The organism is Opitutia bacterium (genome assembly GCA_016217545.1).
In the GTDB taxonomy this organism is placed as follows: domain Bacteria; phylum Verrucomicrobiota; class Verrucomicrobiia; order Opitutales; family Opitutaceae; genus Didemnitutus.
On sequence record JACRHT010000016.1, the window covers coordinates 844422 to 861539 of the forward strand.

Here is a 17118-nt window from a genome sequence, read left to right on the forward strand (position 1 = left end):
CAAATGGGTTCCTCCGTCGCGTTTCGCGAAGTCTTCCGCATCGAGCCACATGCCGCCACCGGCGTGTCGTTCGCGCGCTACATGGAGCTCGCGCTCTTTCACCCGACGGTCGGCTACTACACTTCGCCCACGCGGCGGCGCGTCGGTCGCGACAAAGGCGCGGATTTCTACACGGCCACGAGCTTCAGCCCGGTGTTCGGCGAACTGGTGGCAGACGCGGCCGTCGGCCTGCTCGCGGGCAAGAACCCGGCGGACTACGAACTCGTCGAGGTCGGCGCGGAGCCCGGCGCCGGCGCGTTCCGCGATGTGGCGCACCCGTTCAAGAGCTACCGCACGATCTCCTATCCGCAACCGATCGAGATGAGCGGACGCTGCGTCGTCTTCTCCAACGAGCTGTTCGATGCGCAGCCGTTCCATCGCGTCGTCCGCCGCAGCGGACTCTGGCGCGAGCTCGGGGTGGCGCTCGATGGCGAGGAGTTGCGCGAGGTGGAGCTGCCGGAAATGACTGACGAGCTCCGCGCCGCCGCCGACCGCCTGCCCCGCGAGGCGCCCGAAGGCTACCATATCGATCTGCCGCTGCGCACTGTCCCGTTGCTCCGACGCATGCTGAAGCAGTCGTGGACGGGGCTTTTTTTGGCGTTCGACTACGGACGCAGCTGGGCCGTGCTCGCCGAAGAGCTGCCGCAAGGGAGCATTCGCACCTATTCGCACCAGAAGCAGGGCGACGACGTCCTCGACCGCCCCGGCGAAATCGACCTGACCGGGCATGTTTGCTGGGACTGGCTGGTGGACGAGCTGCAGCAAAGCGGCTTCGGCGAGGCCTTGGTCGAATCGCAGGAAGCCTTCCTGACCAAGCGCGCGGCCAAGGCGATGCAGGCGATCGTCACGTCCGAAGCGGGCCGTTTCAGCCGCCGGAAGAACGACCTCATGCACCTTCTCCACCCCGGTAACATGGGCCAGAAGTTTCAGGCTCTCCACGCCTTGCGCGAGTGAGCGGGGATTTTCGCGCGCGAGGAAATTTCCCTTGCGTAGCGCAACCGCGGACCTTTACTCACGACCCTTTAACTCGACAAACATCATGGCACGAATTTGCGCAATCACTGGCAAGCGCCCGGTCAAGGGCAGCATCATCAACCGTAAGGGTCAGTCCAAGAAGAGCGGTGGTATCGGCACGCACACCACCTCGAAGACCCCCCGCAAGTTCCGCCCGAACCTGCAGAAAATCCGCGTCAAGATGCCCAATGGCGGCACCAAGCGCGTCTGGGTCGCCGTCAAGGCCATCAAGGCCGGCCTCGTGACCAAGGTCTAAACCGTTCCGGTTCCCATTCCTGTTCCGACCCGCAGCCGCAAGCTGCGGGTTTTATTTTTGGCTCTCCCCGAACTGCGCCATGAACTTCGTCGCGCAAGTCGGACAGATGCCGTGTTCCACGCGCGCCGAGTCCGGCACGTCGGGCACAACTTGTTCGATCTCCCGCCACTCCCCTTCGTGCAACACCTCCCCGCACCAGCTACAGAGCACGATGGCGGGCCCGTAGCCGGTCACGCTCTCGAGCCACGAGATCGGCGGCCGGGCACTCGTGGAGAGTAAACGGGAGCAAAACTCCACGCGATCACCCTCCATGCCGCGCAGTAGCATCTCGAACCAACGCCGCTGGTGCGCGAGGTCGCAACGGTAACGAAAACTGACCGCCGAACGATCCAAACGGACTCGCCGCAACAGTTGCCGGTAGATTTGTCGGGTCGCATCGCCGCTCACGACGCTCCAGAGCGAGCGCCCCGTCCAAGTCTGACTGGCATCCGTCGGTTCGGGAAAAGCGTCGGTCACGAACGAATCGATTCGATCCGCCGCGTCGACCACGTAGTGCGCTTCCATCGGCTTGGGGGCGCTCAGCTCGCGACGAGCGTGGCAAACTCGGGATTGCGCTGAATGAAAACCGCCACGTAGGAGCAGGCCGGCACGATCTTCCGGCCGGCCGCCTTCGCGTCGTTCAGCGCCGCGCGCACCAGCGCTTCCGCGTAACCGCGTCCGCGAAACTCCGGTGGCACGAACGTGTGCGTGAACACCTGCTTGTCGTCAGCGAATTCGTATTCCGTGACGGCCAGCTTGCCGTCAGCGGCGATTTCGTAGCGATGCTCGGCCGGGTTGTGTTGGACGGAGGTAGCGGCACTCATCGGACGGAACGGTAGGGCCCATGCAGGAAGGTCGTCACCGCTTTTTTCACCCGCCGGGCCCGGGTGTCCGCGGATTTCGCCGCCGTCACCCATCGGATCACCTCCTTGCGACGCGAGGGCGAGTTGGCTCGGAACTCCTCCCACCGCCCGGCCGCTCGCAGCGCGGCGGCGAGATCGCGCGGCAAGCGCCAAAGCTTCGGCGCGTCCTCCCGCGCCACTCGAATCTCGATTCGGTCGCCCACGTCGCGGCAGGCCGCCCGCCGCATCGGCAGGTTGAGAAAGAGTCGATGCCGCCCGGTGCCGTCCGGCACCAACGCGGCCCGAAACACCTCCGCGCCGAGCCACACCCGGACCGGCACGAACCCGCGCACGCCAAATTCCCGCGTGATCCGGAGCGGCACCGCCACGAGCGGATTCACGCCGACCTTTTCGATCCGTGCGGAGAAACGCAGCATGCCGTCAACGACCCGCAATCCGGGCACGAACGCGATCGATGATCGCCTGCAAATCCTCGCGCCCCTCGATCCGCCAAGCCCACAGAAGCGCGCCATACAACGCCGCCCCGGCCGGCATGAGAATCGCCACCACCAACAGATCGCTGAAGCGCGACGCCGGCGAGACCCGCGCCAGCCCCCGCGCACCGAGCCAGACAAACACCGCCATCACCGCCGTCGCCGCGATGATCTTTCCCAAGCTCGGCAGCAGCGTCTGCATCGTGAATCCGTCGAGCTTGCGCACCAAACGCGATTGCAGGAACGCCGCCTGCACGACGACCGCCACCGTGCTGGCCAGCGCGAGTCCGGTCGTGGACAGCCACTGCATCAGCACGATGCTCAGTCCGAAATTGACGGCAAAGCTGATCGCCGCCGCGCGCACCGGCGTCGCCGTGTCGCGGAGCGCGTAGAACGCCCGCAGCATCAGGCTCGTGAACGAGATGAACGGCAACCCGACCACGTAGGCCACGAGCACCGGCGTCATCAGCGCCGTGTCGCTGGCCTTGAACGCGCCGTGCTGGAACAGCAGCCGGATGATCGGCTCGCTGAGCAACGCCAACCCCGCCGCCGCCGGCACATTGATCACGAGCACGAGCCGCAGACCCTTGTGGTAATCCGCGATCAGCGACGCCCAATCCTCCTTCGCCGCGTGCCGCGCGATGAGCGGAAAAACCACCGTCGCGATCGCGATCGTGAACACGCCAATGGGCAGCTCCATCAAGCGAGTCGCGAGATTCAGCACTGTCACCGCGCTGTCGTTGAGCGACAAGCCGATGAACCGTGCCATCGAGATGTTCACCAAATAGATCGCCGAACCGATGACGGACGGCCCCATGATGCGGATGATCTCGCGCACGCGCTCGTCGGGCCGGAGATCGAACGCCGGCCGCCAGCCTTCGCGCCACAACACGGCCGCCGGCACCGCCATCTGGAGAAATCCGCCGAGCAGCACTCCCGCACAAAGCAGATTCATCCGGCTCACGTCGTCCCACGCCCACCACGTGCCGAGTCCCAGCGCCCCGAGAATCGTGAGGTTCAGCCACACCGGTGAGAGCGCCGGCTCGGAAAACCGCCCGAGCACCTGACACGCCGCGCTGAACGCCGCCGCCAGACACACGAAAATCATGTAGGGAAACAGGACGACCGCGAGGTCCGCGCCCAACAACAGGCGCCGCGCCGTGTCCTCCGCCACGCCCCATCGCGTGGCGAGCTGCACGAACGTTTCCGCGTTCCAGAAAACCAGGATGGCAAGCACCACGATCGACGTCGTGATCACCGCGAGCCAGCTCGTGACCTTGCTCACAAGTCGGAACGCGCCCGCGCGGTCGTTCTTCTCCAACTCGTGGGTCAACGTCGGCACGAACGCCGCCGTGAGCGCGCCCTCGCCGAGGAGGCGGCGAAAGAGATTGGGCAGCGTGTAGGCGGAGTTGAACGCCGAGTTCAGCGCGCTCGCACCGAACACCGCCGCCGCGACCGACTCACGCACCAGGCCGAGGACGCGCGACAACACCGTCGACAAAGCGACGACACTGATGTTCTTCAGGCTCTTCGACACGGCGCCGTTACGGCTGCGTCGTGACCTTCACGAGCCCGTCCTCCACCGCGAGCGCCGAGACCTTCGCCCAAGCGGCGCGAAAATCATCCGGCACCTTGGCCTTCGCGATCAGCGCCTTCGTCAGCGCGCCGCCGATGCCCGGCAGCGAATGCACCGGACACGAGCCGAGATAAATTTGGTCCGCGCGAAACACGTAACTCTCGCCGCCGCGCACGAAAGAGCCACTCGCCTGAAAAACGACTTCCTTCGCGAAACCGTAGTAGTTCAAAACCACCTTCTCGGCGACGTGCAGCTTGTCACCTTCGACGCGGAAATTAAGTCCGCTCGCGCTGAGAAAATCGGAACTTCCGCTGGCGGCGGCCGGCTCGCCCTTCTTTTCCTCGGTCTTCGGTTTGTCGGCCGGCTTGGCCGGTTTACCATCGGCTTTCGCGACGGCGTCGCCGGAGAGCGACGTCGCCCACGCGTTCAGCTCGTCCTCCGTGACCACGAGCTGCCCGCCTTTCGCGAACGTCGCGACCTTGTCCTGCCACGCGCGCGCCTTGGTTCCGTCGGTCTTGCCGGGCAGGTAATACACGACGCCCTTGGCCACTTCCTTCGGGGCCTCCTTGATTTGCTGCACGGGCTTGAAAACCAGGTAGACAGCCGCCACCACCACGCCGAGGAGCAGCCCAAGCAAAGCACCGATCGCGACCTCAACCGTGCTGGGACCGTAGAGCGCCTTTTCGATTTTCTTGCTGGGCATGGCGGGAATCAGTTCGCCGCGGACTTGCCCGCGGCCGGTTTTGCTTCGGACTTGGAAGAGGATTTGCCGCCCTCGGGCCCGCCACCGGACTTCTTCTTGTAGTCGGTGATGTAGAAGCCGGAGCCCTTGAAGATCAGGCCGGCGCCGCCGCCGACCTTGCGCTTGAGCTTGGGTTTCTTGCAGGCGGGACACTTCTTGAGCGGCTCGTCCTTCATCGACTGGAAGGCTTCCAACTCGTGGTCGCACTGGGTGCAGACGTATTCGTAGGTGGGCATCGTGAACGTCGACCGGATAAAAGACCGACGCCCGACGGTGGCGAGCCTTTCTTGGCCCCGCGGCGGCCACAATCCGTTTGCCAACCCCTGCCGCCCGACGGACAGTGCGCCCCGGCATGGATTTTGACGCGCAATTTCAATCCTACGTGGCGCAGGTCGAACGCGGCATCGACGAACTCCTGCCCGCCGCCCACACCCGCCCCGCGCGTCTCCACGAGGCCATGCGCTACAGCATGCAGGCCGGCGGCAAACGCCTGCGCCCCGTCCTCGTCCTCGCCGCCGCCGATCTCTTCGACCGCGCCGCCAGTCCCCTGCCCGCCCGGAGCGCCGAAGCACTTCCGGCCGCGATCGCGATCGAGTGCGTGCACACCTACTCGCTCGTGCACGACGACCTGCCGTGCATGGACGACGACGACCTGCGCCGCGGCCGGCCGACCGCGCACAAGCAATTCGACGAAGCCACCGCCCTCCTCGCCGGCGACGCGCTGCTCACCTACGCCTTTCAACTCCTGAGCGAGAATTACCCCGCCGAAACCTGCGGCACGCTCGTGCGCGAGCTTGCCGCCGCGGCCGGCAGCCGCGAGCTCATCGGTGGCCAGATGGACGACCTCCTCGCCGAGAAGCGCTCCGACATCTCGCACGCCGATCTCGAGTCGATCCACCGTCGCAAAACCGGCGCGATGATTGAAGCCTCGCTCGCGATGGGCGGCCTCGCCGGCGGCACGCGCGACGCCGGACATCTGGACACGCTGCACACGGTCGGCCGACACATGGGTTTGGCGTTTCAGATCGTCGACGACATCCTCGACGCCACCGCGGACACCGCGACGCTCGGCAAGACCGCAGGCAAGGACGCCCGGGCCGACAAGACCACCTACGTGAAACTCCACGGCCTCGACGCGGCCCGCCGCCTCGCCGCCGACCAGACCGCCGCCGCCCTCGCCGCCCTCGCCCGCCTCCCCGGCGACACCGCCTTTCTCGTGGAACTGATCCGCCAAATGGCGGACCGAAAGAAGTAATCATGCCCGCGCAACGCCGCGACTACCTGCTGCAACAGACGGAACTGCTCCGCCAGTTCGTCGCGCGCCTCGTGCACGATCGCAATCCCGCCGACGTGGACGAGGCCCTGCAACTCGCGCTCAGCCTGCAGGAAAAACTCTTCCCCATTCCCGCCGCCGAATTCCTCGTGCTCGACGCCGACGAACAGGTGGCCCGCCTCCTCGCCAACGAGTCACCCGCGGCCGGCCGCGAGAAATGCGAAACCTACGCCGCGCTCCTGCGTGAGGCCGCGTTCCTCTACGAACTGCGCGGCCGCAGCGACTTCGCCGCCGGCGCACGCCAGCTTGCCCTGCACGTGGTTCTGCTCGCCGCCCCGCAGCCGCCCGATGAGGCAACGCGCCAGCTCGTGCTCAAGCTCACCAACGATCTCGCCGGCGAACCGCTGCACGCACCGGTCGCGGCGCTGCTCGCGGAATTCGAACACGACGAGGCGTAACGCTCAGCGCGCCGCCGCGCCCGCGGGCGGACGCGTGATCTTCAGCCCGCCCAGCAGTTCGTCGATGTCGCCCGCCGCGCGAGCATAAGTGCGCTCCGGCGCCCACGCGCGCAGCTGCACCGTGCCTTCAGGGCCCGTATAAAAGTAGCCGTGGTTCTCGAAAAGCGCGCCGTCGGTGCGCACACTGAAAAACAACTCCTCCACCATCGACGCGCCGCGCAGCTTCTTGCCGCGCTTCTTCACCGTCACGGTCTCGGCGTGTTCCTTGATCTTGGAGACAACCAGCTCCTCCAACGGTCCCATGTGACGCTCGGGCGAAGTGATGAATTCAGCCTCGGCCGACTCGTCGACCCGCAGCATCGCGACGCTGTTGGGATCCGTGATCTGCGGGTCGCGAAACCAGCGGCAGCCGTCGTAGCGCAACGTGAAGTTGCCCTGCTTGATCTCGCGCCAGCGCTCGCGGTCCTCGACGAGGCGCGCATTGGCGAAATCCGGCCGCACATCGATGCTGGCAAGAAACGCCGTCGCCGTCCGGCTCGGCCGCTCGCCGCCCGGCCATTCGGCGCTGAAGAAATACAGCGACCCTCCGATGAGCACGAGGCGCACTTCGCGATGCGTCTTCTGCGCCGGCTGCGCCACGAGCAAGCGCTGTCCGTCGTATTGCCCCAGCGGCCACTGCTCGTCCTGTTTGATCTGGCCGCGCCGCGAATTCATGAACGCCTCGATCGTCGAAACATAGAGTTGCTCGCGCTCGGCCGGGACCGGCACGACGGGATAAGTCACGCGCAACACCATCAAATGCTCGCCGGCGGATTCGACATAGCGGCGTTCCGCCAGCTGATCGCCTTGCGGCGTCGGCGTCCGCTGGTCGTCGACCTTCGGTTCCGAGGGGAAAACCGCCGTGATCGCCCAGCCGGCGGGCGCGCACGTGACGTCCGCGCGGGCGGACGCCACGAAACAAAGCACGGCAAGGCAAAGCGCGCGAACGTGGAGGGGCACGGCGCGAAGGAAGCGGGCGCCGTGCCATCGGGCAAGCGCGCAAAAGCAGGGAGATTACGCAGACCCGCGTAGGCCGTTCGCCCCTGCCAAATAGAACAGTGCCGCGCGCGAACGCGGCACTCGGCGTCGCTTACTGAGCCGCCATCGCCGCTTTGACGAGCTCGACGAACGACTTCGCCTCGAGCGAGGCGCCGCCGATGAGCCCGCCATCGATGTCGGGTTGCGCGAGCAGCTCCGGGGCATTCGATGGCTTCATCGAACCGCCGTAGAGGATGCGGACCTTCGCCGCCAGCGCCGCGCCGTAGAGGCCGGTGAGCAGGCTGCGGATGAAAGCGTGGACTTCCTGGGCCTGCGCGGTCGTGGCCACCTTGCCGGTGCCGATCGCCCAGACGGGCTCGTAGGCGATAACGACGGACGTGATCTGCTCGGGCTTCACGCCCGCAAGAGCGGCCTCGGTCTGCGTCTTGACGACTTCGAGAGTCTTGTTGCCTTCGCGCTCGGCGAGGGTTTCGCCGACGCAGAGGATCGGGCGCAGCTCGTTGGCGAGCGCGGCGAGGACCTTCTTGTTCACCAACGCGTCAGTTTCGCCGAAATACTGGCGGCGCTCCGAGTGGCCGAGGATCACGTGCGTGACGTAGTGCGCGCGGAGCATCTCGGCGGAGATCTCACCCGTGAACGCACCGTTCTTCTCCGCGTGCATGTTCTGCGCGCCGAGCTTGACCGCCTGACCTTCAAGCGCGTGGCGGACGCTTTCCAACGCGGTGAACGGCGGGCACACGACGATGTCGACCGCGGTCTCGCGACCGACCTGCTCGGCGATTTCCTTCGTGAGCGTGGCGCCGTCGGCGGCGGTTTTGTTCATCTTCCAGTTGCCGGCGATGAGCTTCTTGCGGATTTGAATCGGGGATTGGGTCGGGGAGGACATGGGTCGGAAAATTGAATGGGCCAGCGAGGACGGTGCCGCGCTGGCCCGGTTCGGACAAGCGGAGAATTACGCCTCGAGGAACGCGACGCCGGGGAGGACCTTGCCTTCGAGAAACTCGAGGCTGGCGCCGCCGCCGGTGGAGCAGTGCGTGACCTTCTTGGCCGCGCCGAATTTCTTCGCCGCGGTGGCGGTGTCGCCGCCGCCGACGACCGTCGTGGCGCCCTTGGCCGTGACATCGATGATGGCTTCGGCCATCGCCTTGGTGGAGCCGGCGAAGGCATCGAACTCGAACACGCCGGACGGGCCGTTCCAGACGATGGTCTTCGAGGCGAGAATCGCCTGGCGGTAGAGTTCGATGGACTTCGGGCCGGCATCGAGACCCATCCAGCCGTCGGGAATGCCGCTCTCGAGCGTGGCCGGTTGCGTGGCTGCGTCGGGGGCGAACTTGTCGGCGCAGATGAAGTCGACGGGGAAGATGAGTTCCACGCCCTTGGCCTTCGCCTTGGCTTCGAGTTCGGCGACGATCTTGGCGCCCTCGGGATCGAAGAGCGACGCGCCGATCTTCATGCCGCGGTTCACCTGGAGGAAGGTGTAGGCCATGCCGCCGCCGATGATGACCTTGTTGGCCTTGTCGAGGAGGTTGTTGATGAGGGGAATCTTGTCCGCGATCTTCGCGCCGCCGAGGATGGCGAGCAGCGGGCGGTCGGGATTATCGAGGACCTTGTTGAAGGCCTTGAGCTCGGCTTCCATGAGGAAACCGGCCGCCTTGTCCTTGAGGGCGACGCCGACCATCGAGCTGTGCGCGCGGTGGGCGGTGCCGAAGGCGTCGTTGACGTAGACGTCGCCGAGCTTGGAGAGGCTGGCGCAGAAGGCGGCGATGGCGGTCTTGTCGGCGGCTTTCTTGGAGCCGTCTTCGAGCTTCACCTTCGTCTCTTCCTCGATGTGGAAGCGCAGGTTCTCGAGCAGCACGACTTCGCCGGGCGCGAGCTTGGCGCACGCGGCTTCGACGGTGGCGCCGACGCAGTCGTCGAGGAACTTCACGGGCTTGCCGAGGAGTTTCTCCAACTCGACCGCGACGGGCTTGAGCGAGAACTTGGCAATGCGCTGGCCATCGGGACGGCCGAGGTGCGACATGAGGACGACCGAAGCGCCCTGCTCGAGCGCGAACTTGATCGTCGGCAGCGCCGCAACGATGCGGGCGTTGTTGGTGATGGCGCCGGTGGCCTTGTCCTGCGGGACGTTGAAGTCCACGCGCATGAGGACGCGCTTGCCGGCGAGTTGCAGATCACGGATCGATTTGAATTTGGCCATGGAAGTAAGGGGAAAAAATGAAGGCGGGGCTGATGGCCCCGCCTCCGTGAGAAACGTGAGAGTTCGGGCCATCAGCCCGACGCTGAGATTTAGAGCTTGGCGGCGATCTGCTTCGTCAGGTCGACGACGCGGTTGGAATAGCCCCACTCGTTGTCATACCAGCTGACGAGCTTGAAGAACTTCGGGTTGAGCTCGATACCGGAGCCGGCGTCGAAGATCGAGGAGTGCTTGTCGTGGATGAAGTCGGAGGAGGCGACCTCGTCCTCGGTGTAGGCGAGCACGCCCTTGAGGTAGGTCTCGGAGGCCTTCTTCATCGCCGCGGCGATTTCCTTGTAGGAGGTCGCCTTGGTGGTCTTGACGGTGAGGTCGACGACCGAGACGGTCGGCGTCGGCACGCGGAAGGACATGCCGGTGAGCTTGCCCTTCACTTCCGGCAGCACGAGCGCGGTGGCCTTGGCGGCGCCGGTCGAGGACGGGATGATGTTGATCGCGGCGGAGCGGCCACCCTTCCAGTCCTTCTTGGAGGGACCGTCGACCGTCTTCTGGGTCGCGGTGTAGGAGTGGATGGTCGTCATGAGGCCTTCCTCGACGCCGAAGCCTTCCTTGAGGAGCACGTGCACGATCGGCGCGAGGCAGTTCGTGGTGCAGGAGGCGTTGGAAATCATGGTGTGCTTCGTGACGTCGAGCTTGTCGTCGTTCACGCCCATGACGACCGTGATGTCTTCGTTCTTCGCCGGAGCGGAGATGATGACCTTCTTGGCGCCGGCGACGATGTGGCCGTAGGCGCTCTTCGGGTCGTCCTTCTTGCACTCGGTGAAGAGGCCGGTCGACTCGATGACGATGTCGACGCCGAACTTCTTCCACGGCAGCTCGGCCGGGGTCTTGGCGCTGACGACGGCGATTTCCTTGCCGTTCACGACGAGGACGTCGTCCTCGGCCTTGTCGGCGGCGGACTTCTTCGAGCCGACGGTGCCCTGGAACTTGCCCTGCGTGGAGTCATACTTCAGCAGGTAAGCGAGGTTGTCGGCCGGGACGATATCGCCGACGGCGACGACATCGAGCTCGGTGCCGAGCAAGCCTTGCTCAACGAGCGCGCGAAACACGAGGCGGCCGATACGGCCGAAACCATTGATAGCGACTTTGACTGCCATAAGAGGGATGGGTTGAAGAACGTTAAGAGAACCAAATCAACTAATGCCCCAATGCTTTGGCAAGTGAGATACCCGCACAGCGCGCGGCATTAGCACCTTTGCAGTGACATAATCGCCGCGCTGGCGAAATTACGCTGCGACAAATCCCGCCCCCGCGCGCCGGCTATTCGCCGGACGTCCAGAGTCCGCACCCGAGCGCCGGCACGAACAGCTCCGCGGCGACCGTGCCCGGCGGCGCGGTGCGGCGGTCGTAGAAACGCGCGTGATCAGCCACCAGCCGCCAATCGTGAGCGGCCACGGTGTCGCCGATGGAGATCGTGACGTCCTCCTGTAGCGGGTTGACCGCGAAGAGCAGCTTCTGCGGGCCGGCACTGCCGTCGGCATTGTAGACGAGCGCGAGCGATCTGCCGTCGGGACCGGCAAAGGCCTGAAAGAACCCCTCGCTCGGCCGCGTCCAGAGCCGCAAGTGACGTCCCGCCTGCGACCGGCGGAACGCGATCCACTCCGCGAAATACGCGTGCGTGCCGGCGTAGCGGCGCAGGCGGCGGTAATCGAGCGCGTTGAGGTCGCCGCGCAGGTAGGTGTTGTTCACGCCGTGCTTCGAGCGGAGAAAATCCTGCCCGGCCGACACCATCGGGATGCCGATCGATGAGAACAGAATCGCCGCCATCAGGTGCGTGCGGCGCACGTCGTTCAGCGTCGGGCGGAAGCCGTTCTTGTCGCCGTTCTCGGTGATCTCGTCGAGCCAGGTGCGGTCGTCGTGCGACTCGGTGTAGTTCACCGTCTGCGCCGGCCAATAGGCGAAGTGCCACGGCGAACCTTTCAGGAAATACTCGAGCTTGTCCGCCGCGCCGTTGGCCCGGACGTAGTCGCGCAGGAAATTACGATAGCCGTCGTTCCACGACGCGAAGCCGGTCGGCCGCAACGCGTCGGCGATGTGTCCGCGGAAGCTCCACGGCTCGGCGAACAGGATGACGTCGGGCTTCACTTTTTTGAGCGCAACCTCGATTTCGCTCAGCACGCCGACACCGATCAACTCGGCCAAATCAAAACGGAAGCCGTCCACGCCGTAGGCCTCGATGAGATGCACGAGGCTGTCGATGATGAGACGCTTCGTCATCGCCGAGCGGCAGCGCAGGTCGTTGCCGACGCCGCTCCAGTTCAAGAGCGCGCCATCGTCGCCGAGCTCGAAGTGGTAGAGCTTGTCGATGAACATCAGGTGCGCCGGCTCGCCCGAGTGGTTGTAGACCACGTCGAGGATCACGGCCATGCCCTGGCGGTGGAAGGCCGCGACGAGTTCCTGGAACTCCTTCACCTGCGTCGCGCGCTCGGGCGCGGTGCCGAAGGCGCTGGCCGGCGCGAACCAGTTCGTGGTCATGTAGCCCCACTGGTATTCGTCGGGCTTCGCGTTGTCGTGCTCCTGCACCGGCTGCAGCTCGACCGCGTTCACGCCGAGGCGTTTCAAATAAAACTCGGGGCTCTCGACCCACTTTTTCAGTCCCGCGAAACCACGCCGCTCGTCGGCTGTGGCCTCGATGGGCGCGTGCGCCGTCAGATCGCGCACGTGCGCCTCGACGGCGACGAGGTCCTGCCAGGCCGGCGTGCGGAAGCTCCGATCGCCCTGCCCCACCCACGCGCGATCGAGCACGATGCCCGGACCGTCACGCCCCACCGCGGCAAACGCGTAGGGATCGAGGATGCGCTGATTCGGGTGGAAGTTGCCGAAAACGTTCTGCGGACCGCTGACGTTATACCAGTAGAACCAGCCGTGCAGGTTCTGGTCGAGCCGCGCCTCCCAAACGCCGCGCCACTCGCCGTCCTCGAGTCGCTTGTCGAGATCGTAGACATGCGGGCCGCCGGGCGCGTCGACTTGCTCCGCCACGGAGACCTTCACCGTCTTCGCACGCGGGGCGAAGAGCCGGAACGTCGTCTCGTTCTTCCGCACCAGCGCGCCGAGCGGGAGATCGCTCTTCAGCGCGTGGAAAAACTTCCCGAGCCGCAGCCGAATCTTCGGCGACTGTTGTCCATCGCGCAGGTGCACGACCGAATACGCGCGGCTCGGCTCGAGCGGCGCGTTGGTCGTGAAGGCGAAGAGGTTCCGTCCCGTGCGGTGCGGCAGCAGCAACCGGTTGACGTGACCTTCATCATCGCGGGAGGAATTCGTCGCGTCGGGCGAGAGCGACAGCCAGCGCGCGTCACTGGTGACAAACTTGAAGCGCAGCGGCGGCTCGCGCAGCAAATCGGCCACGGGCAGCGCGAGCGTCCACAAGTCGCGACCGAGCAGCGTGGATTTCTTCAGCTGCCACTCGGGCCGGCCGATCGCCGCGCCCCAGCCGTTGAAGTCGCCGCCGACGTAGAGCGAGGTGCGGTCGAAATCGATGCCGGCGTGTTCGGCCGGATCGAGGACGAAGACCAGTTGCCCCTCCGCATCGACGTAGTAGCCCGCCTCCTCCGCATAGACCTCCGGCACAGCCGGCACGAGCGAGGCGATCTGAAAGGCTTTTTCACCCGGCGCCAGCAGGGGCAGCAGCTCCGCGGTCCAATCCGCGTCGAGTTCGATGATGCCGCTCGAAGCGGACGTGAGCCACGCGCGGAGGATGCGATGTTCGGGCTGATTCAAGCGTCAGGGTTTCGGCGGATTGTCGAAGGCGTAGAGCACGGGCTTGCCGTCGAAATACGGAAACTGCCCGAGCCCGAGCACGTAACATGCCGTCGCGCACGTGTCCTCGGTGCGCACCATGAGTTCGATGGATTGCGTGAGATCGAAGCCCTTCTTGATGGTCGGGCCGTTGGCGATCCAAGGGATGTTGCGGCTGCGGGGATCCTCGGGGCCGTGCGTCAGGCCGGCGCCGCCGTGGTCGGCCGAGAGGATGATCAGCGTCTGCTCGCGCACGCCGGCTTCGTCGAGTGCAGCGAGCACGCGACCGACGCACGCGTCGGCTTGCTCGATCGCAACCATCTGCTCGGCGGAACCCCAGCCGTATTTGTGGCCGCGTTTGTCGTTGGCCGGGAAATGCACGAAGGTGAGCTCAGGCTTGTGTTCGCGGATGATCTTCACGGCCGCGTCGGCGACGGGCGCGTCGTCCTCGATGTCCTTGCCCTCGGGAATCCACATGTAGGTGATCGTGCCGGGCTTCGCGAGCGTGTGGAACTTCGACTTACCGCTGATGAGCGCGGTCGTGTAGTTCCATTTGCGCGCGAGTTCGAAAACCGTCGGGACCTTCGGGTAGATCGGGTGCAGGAGCGGCAGATCCTCGTTCCATTCGATGCCGTGCTTCCGCGGCACGACGCCGGTGAGCATGCTCGTGTGGGACGGCAAGGTGATGGAGACCGCCGTGGTCTGCGCCCACATCGTGAAGGCGCCGTTCTTGATCATGCCGTGGATCACCGGCGTGTTGGCGAGCAGGAGGCGGTCGGGACGGAGGCCGTCGATGCTGATGATCAGCACCCGCTCGATGGCCGCGATCGGCCGCGCGGGTTTCTCCTTTGCCTCGTCCGCGCGTGCCAGCAGCACCGCAACGCCCATCACCGCCAACCCGAGGAATCGTTTCATCCCGCCTACGCTAGGCCCGCCGTCCACGCTGTCGAGCGCGGGAAAGCCGGGACGGGTGACGATTCCGTGCCGCCGAGAGAAACCGCCGCCGAAGTTTTGGATTCCTTCGCGTCCGAACGTGGTTTCCCTTGGCAGAAACATGGCCCGCGAACGCCTCCTCGTCGCCCTCTCCGGCGGAGTCGACAGCTCCGTCGCCGCTCTGCTCCTCAAGGAACAGGGGCACGACGTCGTGTGCGCCTACATGAAAAACTGGATCAACGAGGACAATGTCATCGGCCATTGCCCGTGGATGCAGGACATCGACGACGCGCGCGCCGTGTGCGACCGCCTCGGGCTGGAGTTCCGCGTCGTGAACCTCATGCAGGACTACCGACGTCTCGTGGTCGACTACCTGCTCGACGGCTACCAGCGCGGCCTGACGCCGAATCCCGACGTCATGTGCAACAGCCGCGTGAAGTTCGGCGTCTTCGCCGCGTATGCGCGCGCCGAGGGATTCCAAGGCCTCGCAACCGGACACTACGCGCGGCGGAAGGAGCGCGTTGACCCCAACGCGCTCGAGAGCGCCCCGAACGCGTTGCGGTCAACGCGTTCCACCTACGCGCTCCTCGAAGGGAGCGACAAAAACAAGGACCAGTCCTACTTCCTCGCCTTGCTCAATCAGGAGCAACTCGCCTTCGCGCGCTTCCCCATCGGCGATTTGCCCAAGCCCGAACTCCGTGCGCTCGCCGCGCGCGCCAGCCTGCCGACGGCCACGAAGAAAGACAGCCAGGGCATCTGCTTCATCGGCGAAGTGAAAATGGCGGACTTCCTCCGTGCCTACGTGCCCGAGCAACCCGGCCCGATCGTGCGCGCCACGGACGGACACGTGCTCGGTGAACACCGCGGGCTGCACTACTTCACCATCGGCCAGCGCAAGGGCATCGGCATTCCATCGAACACCGACCACCAAGCCTACGTCGTCGTCGGCAAACGCGCCAGCGACCACGCGCTGCTCGTGGCCTTCGACGGCCCCGAAGCGCCCGGCTTGTGGACCAATGAGTGCCGCGTGCATGGCCTCAGTTTCATCGGCGAGCCGATCACGGAGCCCACGACGCTCGAATGCCGCGTGCGCTACCGAGACCCGCGCGTGCCGGTGGAGTTCATTCCGGAAGGTAGGGCGGGACCGCTGGGCCCGCCGCGAACGTCACTTGAACCTGCATCGAACAACGGCGGGCCCGGCGGTCCCGCCCTACCCCAAACCGGCGCCGCCGGGACGTTGGCGGCCACCTCGGCCATGCTCCGCTTTTCCACCCCGCAACGCGCCCTCGCCTCCGGCCAAATCCTCGCGCTCTACCGCGGCGAGGAGTTGCTCGGTGGAGGGGTGTTCGTGTGATGCGAGTGCGGCATTCTGCTCTGCCCGCCGCAGCGGCAAAAAGCCGCAGTCGAAAACAGCGGGCTTGAGTAACAATGACCTGCGGATACTTCTCGCACCATATCCCCAAGTCCGGCGCAGCTTCCGACTGCGGCACACTCACACTGTTCGGCAAAAGATGAAACGCTCTTCCGTATTTCTAATCGTAGTTAGCGCGGCCTTCATTGCCATCGTCACATTCGTCGCGATGGTAGCGCAGAATTATTGGCGTCCAAGCAAGGAAGCCACATTGCTCTCGGCGGTGCTTCTTCCAGCCACATATGCGGTGCTTGTTGTCGCACTATTTGTCGTTCGGCGCACGCGCATCGAGAAGAAGAAGGCTCGTTCGCTCTTCGTCTGGGCTCATCTCGCGTGTTTCCCGGCGTCGACATTTTTGCTTCTCTACGCGTGCGTTCAGCTGTCGATGCTGCCGATGCAAGCGCTCCTGATTCCTGGACTTTCGCTCACGCTTGGATGGGTTGCGGTCTTGCCCCTGAGCATCGCGGCTTTCGTGCGTTCGCGACTCTGGATCGATCTCGCAGCGATACCGTGCTGTATCGCTCTAGGGATCTCCAGCTTTCCGGTGATGATTACCATGACGTGAAAAGGCCGAACCAGTAGGAATGAGAAGGCGTGAGAGGTCCGCGTCGCCGTAGAGGCGCGCGCGGTTCTACTCTCCGCCTTATGAACACGAACGAACTGACGATTGGATTGGATCTCGGGGACCGCCGGCATCACGTGTGCGTCCTCTCCGCCGCCGGCGATATCCTCGCTGAGGAAGTGCTCCCGAACACCCGCGAGTGCCTCGGTGCCTACGCCGCGCGTTATCCGGGTGCGACGATCATCATGGAGACGGGCACGCATTCGCCGTGGGTCTCGCGGCTACTCGAACAGCAGGGCCACCGCGTGATCGTGGCCAACGCCCGCAAGCTCCGCGCCATCTCCTCGAGTCACACCAAGAACGACGCCGAGGACGCCCGCATGCTCGCCCGGCTCGGCCGCGCCGATCCCGCGTTGCTCAGCCCGATCAAGCACCGCAGCGAACAAGGCCAGCGC

The 17118-nt window shown here is 65.3% G+C and carries 19 protein-coding genes; 7 read left to right on the top strand and 12 right to left on the bottom strand.

The genetic code is table 11. From position 1 onward, the window contains the following. Positions 1-3: 3 nt before the first annotated feature. Positions 4-993, top strand: coding sequence for an SAM-dependent methyltransferase (locus HZA32_15805; protein MBI5425543.1), 990 nt, complete (start codon positions 4-6; stop codon positions 991-993). 85 nt (positions 994-1078) lie between these two features. After that, positions 1079-1309 carry a 50S ribosomal protein L28 gene (gene rpmB, locus HZA32_15810; GenBank protein ID MBI5425544.1) on the top strand — a complete coding sequence of 77 codons (231 nt, stop codon included), beginning with the start codon at positions 1079-1081 and terminating at the stop codon, positions 1307-1309. Between the two features lie 51 nt (positions 1310-1360). Here rpmB and HZA32_15815 read toward each other — a convergent pair whose 3' ends face one another. Genes HZA32_15815 through HZA32_15840 form a run of 6 tightly spaced genes read right to left on the bottom strand, consistent with a single transcriptional unit; the run spans position 1361 to position 5238 of the window. Next, entirely contained in the window at positions 1361-1873 is a 513-nt protein-coding gene (locus tag HZA32_15815) for a hypothetical protein (GenBank protein ID MBI5425545.1), read from the bottom strand. Positions 1874-1887: 14 nt separating this feature from the next. Next, positions 1888-2172, bottom strand: a complete 285-nt coding sequence (locus HZA32_15820; GenBank protein ID MBI5425546.1) for an N-acetyltransferase — start codon at positions 2170-2172, stop codon at positions 1888-1890. Then, positions 2169-2627, bottom strand: coding sequence for a DUF1905 domain-containing protein (locus tag HZA32_15825; protein MBI5425547.1), 459 nt, complete (start codon positions 2625-2627; stop codon positions 2169-2171). Before HZA32_15825 ends, HZA32_15820 begins: the two co-directional genes overlap by 4 nt. Positions 2628-2631: 4 nt before the next feature. After that, a complete protein-coding gene (gene murJ, locus HZA32_15830) occupies positions 2632-4221 on the bottom strand; it encodes a murein biosynthesis integral membrane protein MurJ (protein ID MBI5425548.1) in 1590 nt (529 codons plus the stop codon). A 7-nt stretch (positions 4222-4228) separates the two neighbouring features. Beyond that, positions 4229-4963, bottom strand: coding sequence for a hypothetical protein (locus tag HZA32_15835; protein ID MBI5425549.1), 735 nt, complete (start codon positions 4961-4963; stop codon positions 4229-4231). An 8-nt stretch (positions 4964-4971) separates the two neighbouring features. Next, positions 4972-5238 carry a zinc ribbon domain-containing protein gene (locus tag HZA32_15840; protein MBI5425550.1) on the bottom strand — a complete coding sequence of 89 codons (267 nt, stop codon included), beginning with the start codon at positions 5236-5238 and terminating at the stop codon, positions 4972-4974. Positions 5239-5354: 116 nt separating this feature from the next. Between HZA32_15840 and HZA32_15845 the strand changes: the two genes are divergently transcribed. Further along, on the top strand, positions 5355-6257 hold the full coding sequence (locus tag HZA32_15845; GenBank protein ID MBI5425551.1) for a polyprenyl synthetase family protein: 903 nt from the start codon (positions 5355-5357) through the stop codon (positions 6255-6257). A 2-nt stretch (positions 6258-6259) separates the two neighbouring features. Continuing rightward, positions 6260-6733 (top strand): hypothetical protein, encoded by a 474-nt coding sequence (locus HZA32_15850; protein ID MBI5425552.1) that lies wholly within the window; start codon positions 6260-6262, stop codon positions 6731-6733. Between the two features lie 3 nt (positions 6734-6736). Here HZA32_15850 and HZA32_15855 read toward each other — a convergent pair whose 3' ends face one another. The 6 genes from HZA32_15855 to HZA32_15880 all read right to left on the bottom strand — a co-directional run bounded on the left by HZA32_15855 (position 6737) and on the right by HZA32_15880 (position 14672). Further along, positions 6737-7732, bottom strand: coding sequence for a hypothetical protein (locus HZA32_15855; protein MBI5425553.1), 996 nt, complete (start codon positions 7730-7732; stop codon positions 6737-6739). A gap of 130 nt (positions 7733-7862) precedes the next feature. Next, positions 7863-8657 (bottom strand): triose-phosphate isomerase, encoded by a 795-nt coding sequence (locus tag HZA32_15860; GenBank protein ID MBI5425554.1) that lies wholly within the window; start codon positions 8655-8657, stop codon positions 7863-7865. A 66-nt stretch (positions 8658-8723) separates the two neighbouring features. After that, a complete protein-coding gene (gene pgk, locus HZA32_15865; GenBank protein ID MBI5425555.1) occupies positions 8724-9968 on the bottom strand; it encodes a phosphoglycerate kinase in 1245 nt (414 codons plus the stop codon). A gap of 89 nt (positions 9969-10057) precedes the next feature. Further along, on the bottom strand, positions 10058-11119 hold the full coding sequence (gene gap / locus HZA32_15870; protein ID MBI5425556.1) for a type I glyceraldehyde-3-phosphate dehydrogenase: 1062 nt from the start codon (positions 11117-11119) through the stop codon (positions 10058-10060). A 163-nt stretch (positions 11120-11282) separates the two neighbouring features. Further along, positions 11283-13739, bottom strand: coding sequence for a glycoside hydrolase family 1 (locus tag HZA32_15875; GenBank protein ID MBI5425557.1), 2457 nt, complete (start codon positions 13737-13739; stop codon positions 11283-11285). Between the two features lie 3 nt (positions 13740-13742). Then, positions 13743-14672: an alkaline phosphatase family protein gene (locus tag HZA32_15880; GenBank protein MBI5425558.1), complete on the bottom strand. Its 930-nt coding sequence runs from the start codon at positions 14670-14672 to the stop codon at positions 13743-13745. A 139-nt stretch (positions 14673-14811) separates the two neighbouring features. On the opposite strand from HZA32_15880, the gene mnmA reads away from it, so the two are divergent. The 3 genes from mnmA to HZA32_15895 all read left to right on the top strand — a co-directional run. Further along, entirely contained in the window at positions 14812-16044 is a 1233-nt protein-coding gene (mnmA, locus tag HZA32_15885) for a tRNA 2-thiouridine(34) synthase MnmA (GenBank protein ID MBI5425559.1), read from the top strand. Between the two features lie 157 nt (positions 16045-16201). Next, positions 16202-16666 (top strand): hypothetical protein, encoded by a 465-nt coding sequence (locus tag HZA32_15890; GenBank protein ID MBI5425560.1) that lies wholly within the window; start codon positions 16202-16204, stop codon positions 16664-16666. A gap of 80 nt (positions 16667-16746) precedes the next feature. Then, a partial coding sequence (locus tag HZA32_15895; GenBank protein MBI5425561.1) for a transposase occupies positions 16747-17118 on the top strand: 372 nt, incomplete at its 3' end.

What these genes read in the sequence shown, in the direction of transcription:
- HZA32_15890 (MBI5425560.1), top strand. Translation starts at nt 16,202, where the DNA reads ATGAAACGCTCTTCCGTATTTCTAATCGTAGTTAGCGCGGCCTTCATT.
- HZA32_15815 (MBI5425545.1), bottom strand. Translation starts at nt 1,873, where the DNA reads ATGGAAGCGCACTACGTGGTCGACGCGGCGGATCGAATCGATTCGTTC.
- HZA32_15845 (MBI5425551.1), top strand. Translation starts at nt 5,355, where the DNA reads ATGGATTTTGACGCGCAATTTCAATCCTACGTGGCGCAGGTCGAACGC.
- HZA32_15805 (MBI5425543.1), top strand. Translation starts at nt 4, where the DNA reads ATGGGTTCCTCCGTCGCGTTTCGCGAAGTCTTCCGCATCGAGCCACAT.
- HZA32_15860 (MBI5425554.1), bottom strand. Translation starts at nt 8,657, where the DNA reads ATGTCCTCCCCGACCCAATCCCCGATTCAAATCCGCAAGAAGCTCATC.
- HZA32_15840 (MBI5425550.1), bottom strand. Translation starts at nt 5,238, where the DNA reads ATGCCCACCTACGAATACGTCTGCACCCAGTGCGACCACGAGTTGGAA.
- pgk (MBI5425555.1), bottom strand. Translation starts at nt 9,968, where the DNA reads ATGGCCAAATTCAAATCGATCCGTGATCTGCAACTCGCCGGCAAGCGC.
- HZA32_15825 (MBI5425547.1), bottom strand. Translation starts at nt 2,627, where the DNA reads ATGCTGCGTTTCTCCGCACGGATCGAAAAGGTCGGCGTGAATCCGCTC.
- HZA32_15850 (MBI5425552.1), top strand. Translation starts at nt 6,260, where the DNA reads ATGCCCGCGCAACGCCGCGACTACCTGCTGCAACAGACGGAACTGCTC.
- HZA32_15835 (MBI5425549.1), bottom strand. Translation starts at nt 4,963, where the DNA reads ATGCCCAGCAAGAAAATCGAAAAGGCGCTCTACGGTCCCAGCACGGTT.
- gap (MBI5425556.1), bottom strand. Translation starts at nt 11,119, where the DNA reads ATGGCAGTCAAAGTCGCTATCAATGGTTTCGGCCGTATCGGCCGCCTC.
- HZA32_15880 (MBI5425558.1), bottom strand. Translation starts at nt 14,672, where the DNA reads ATGAAACGATTCCTCGGGTTGGCGGTGATGGGCGTTGCGGTGCTGCTG.
- mnmA (MBI5425559.1), top strand. Translation starts at nt 14,812, where the DNA reads ATGGCCCGCGAACGCCTCCTCGTCGCCCTCTCCGGCGGAGTCGACAGC.
- HZA32_15820 (MBI5425546.1), bottom strand. Translation starts at nt 2,172, where the DNA reads ATGAGTGCCGCTACCTCCGTCCAACACAACCCGGCCGAGCATCGCTAC.
- rpmB (MBI5425544.1), top strand. Translation starts at nt 1,079, where the DNA reads ATGGCACGAATTTGCGCAATCACTGGCAAGCGCCCGGTCAAGGGCAGC.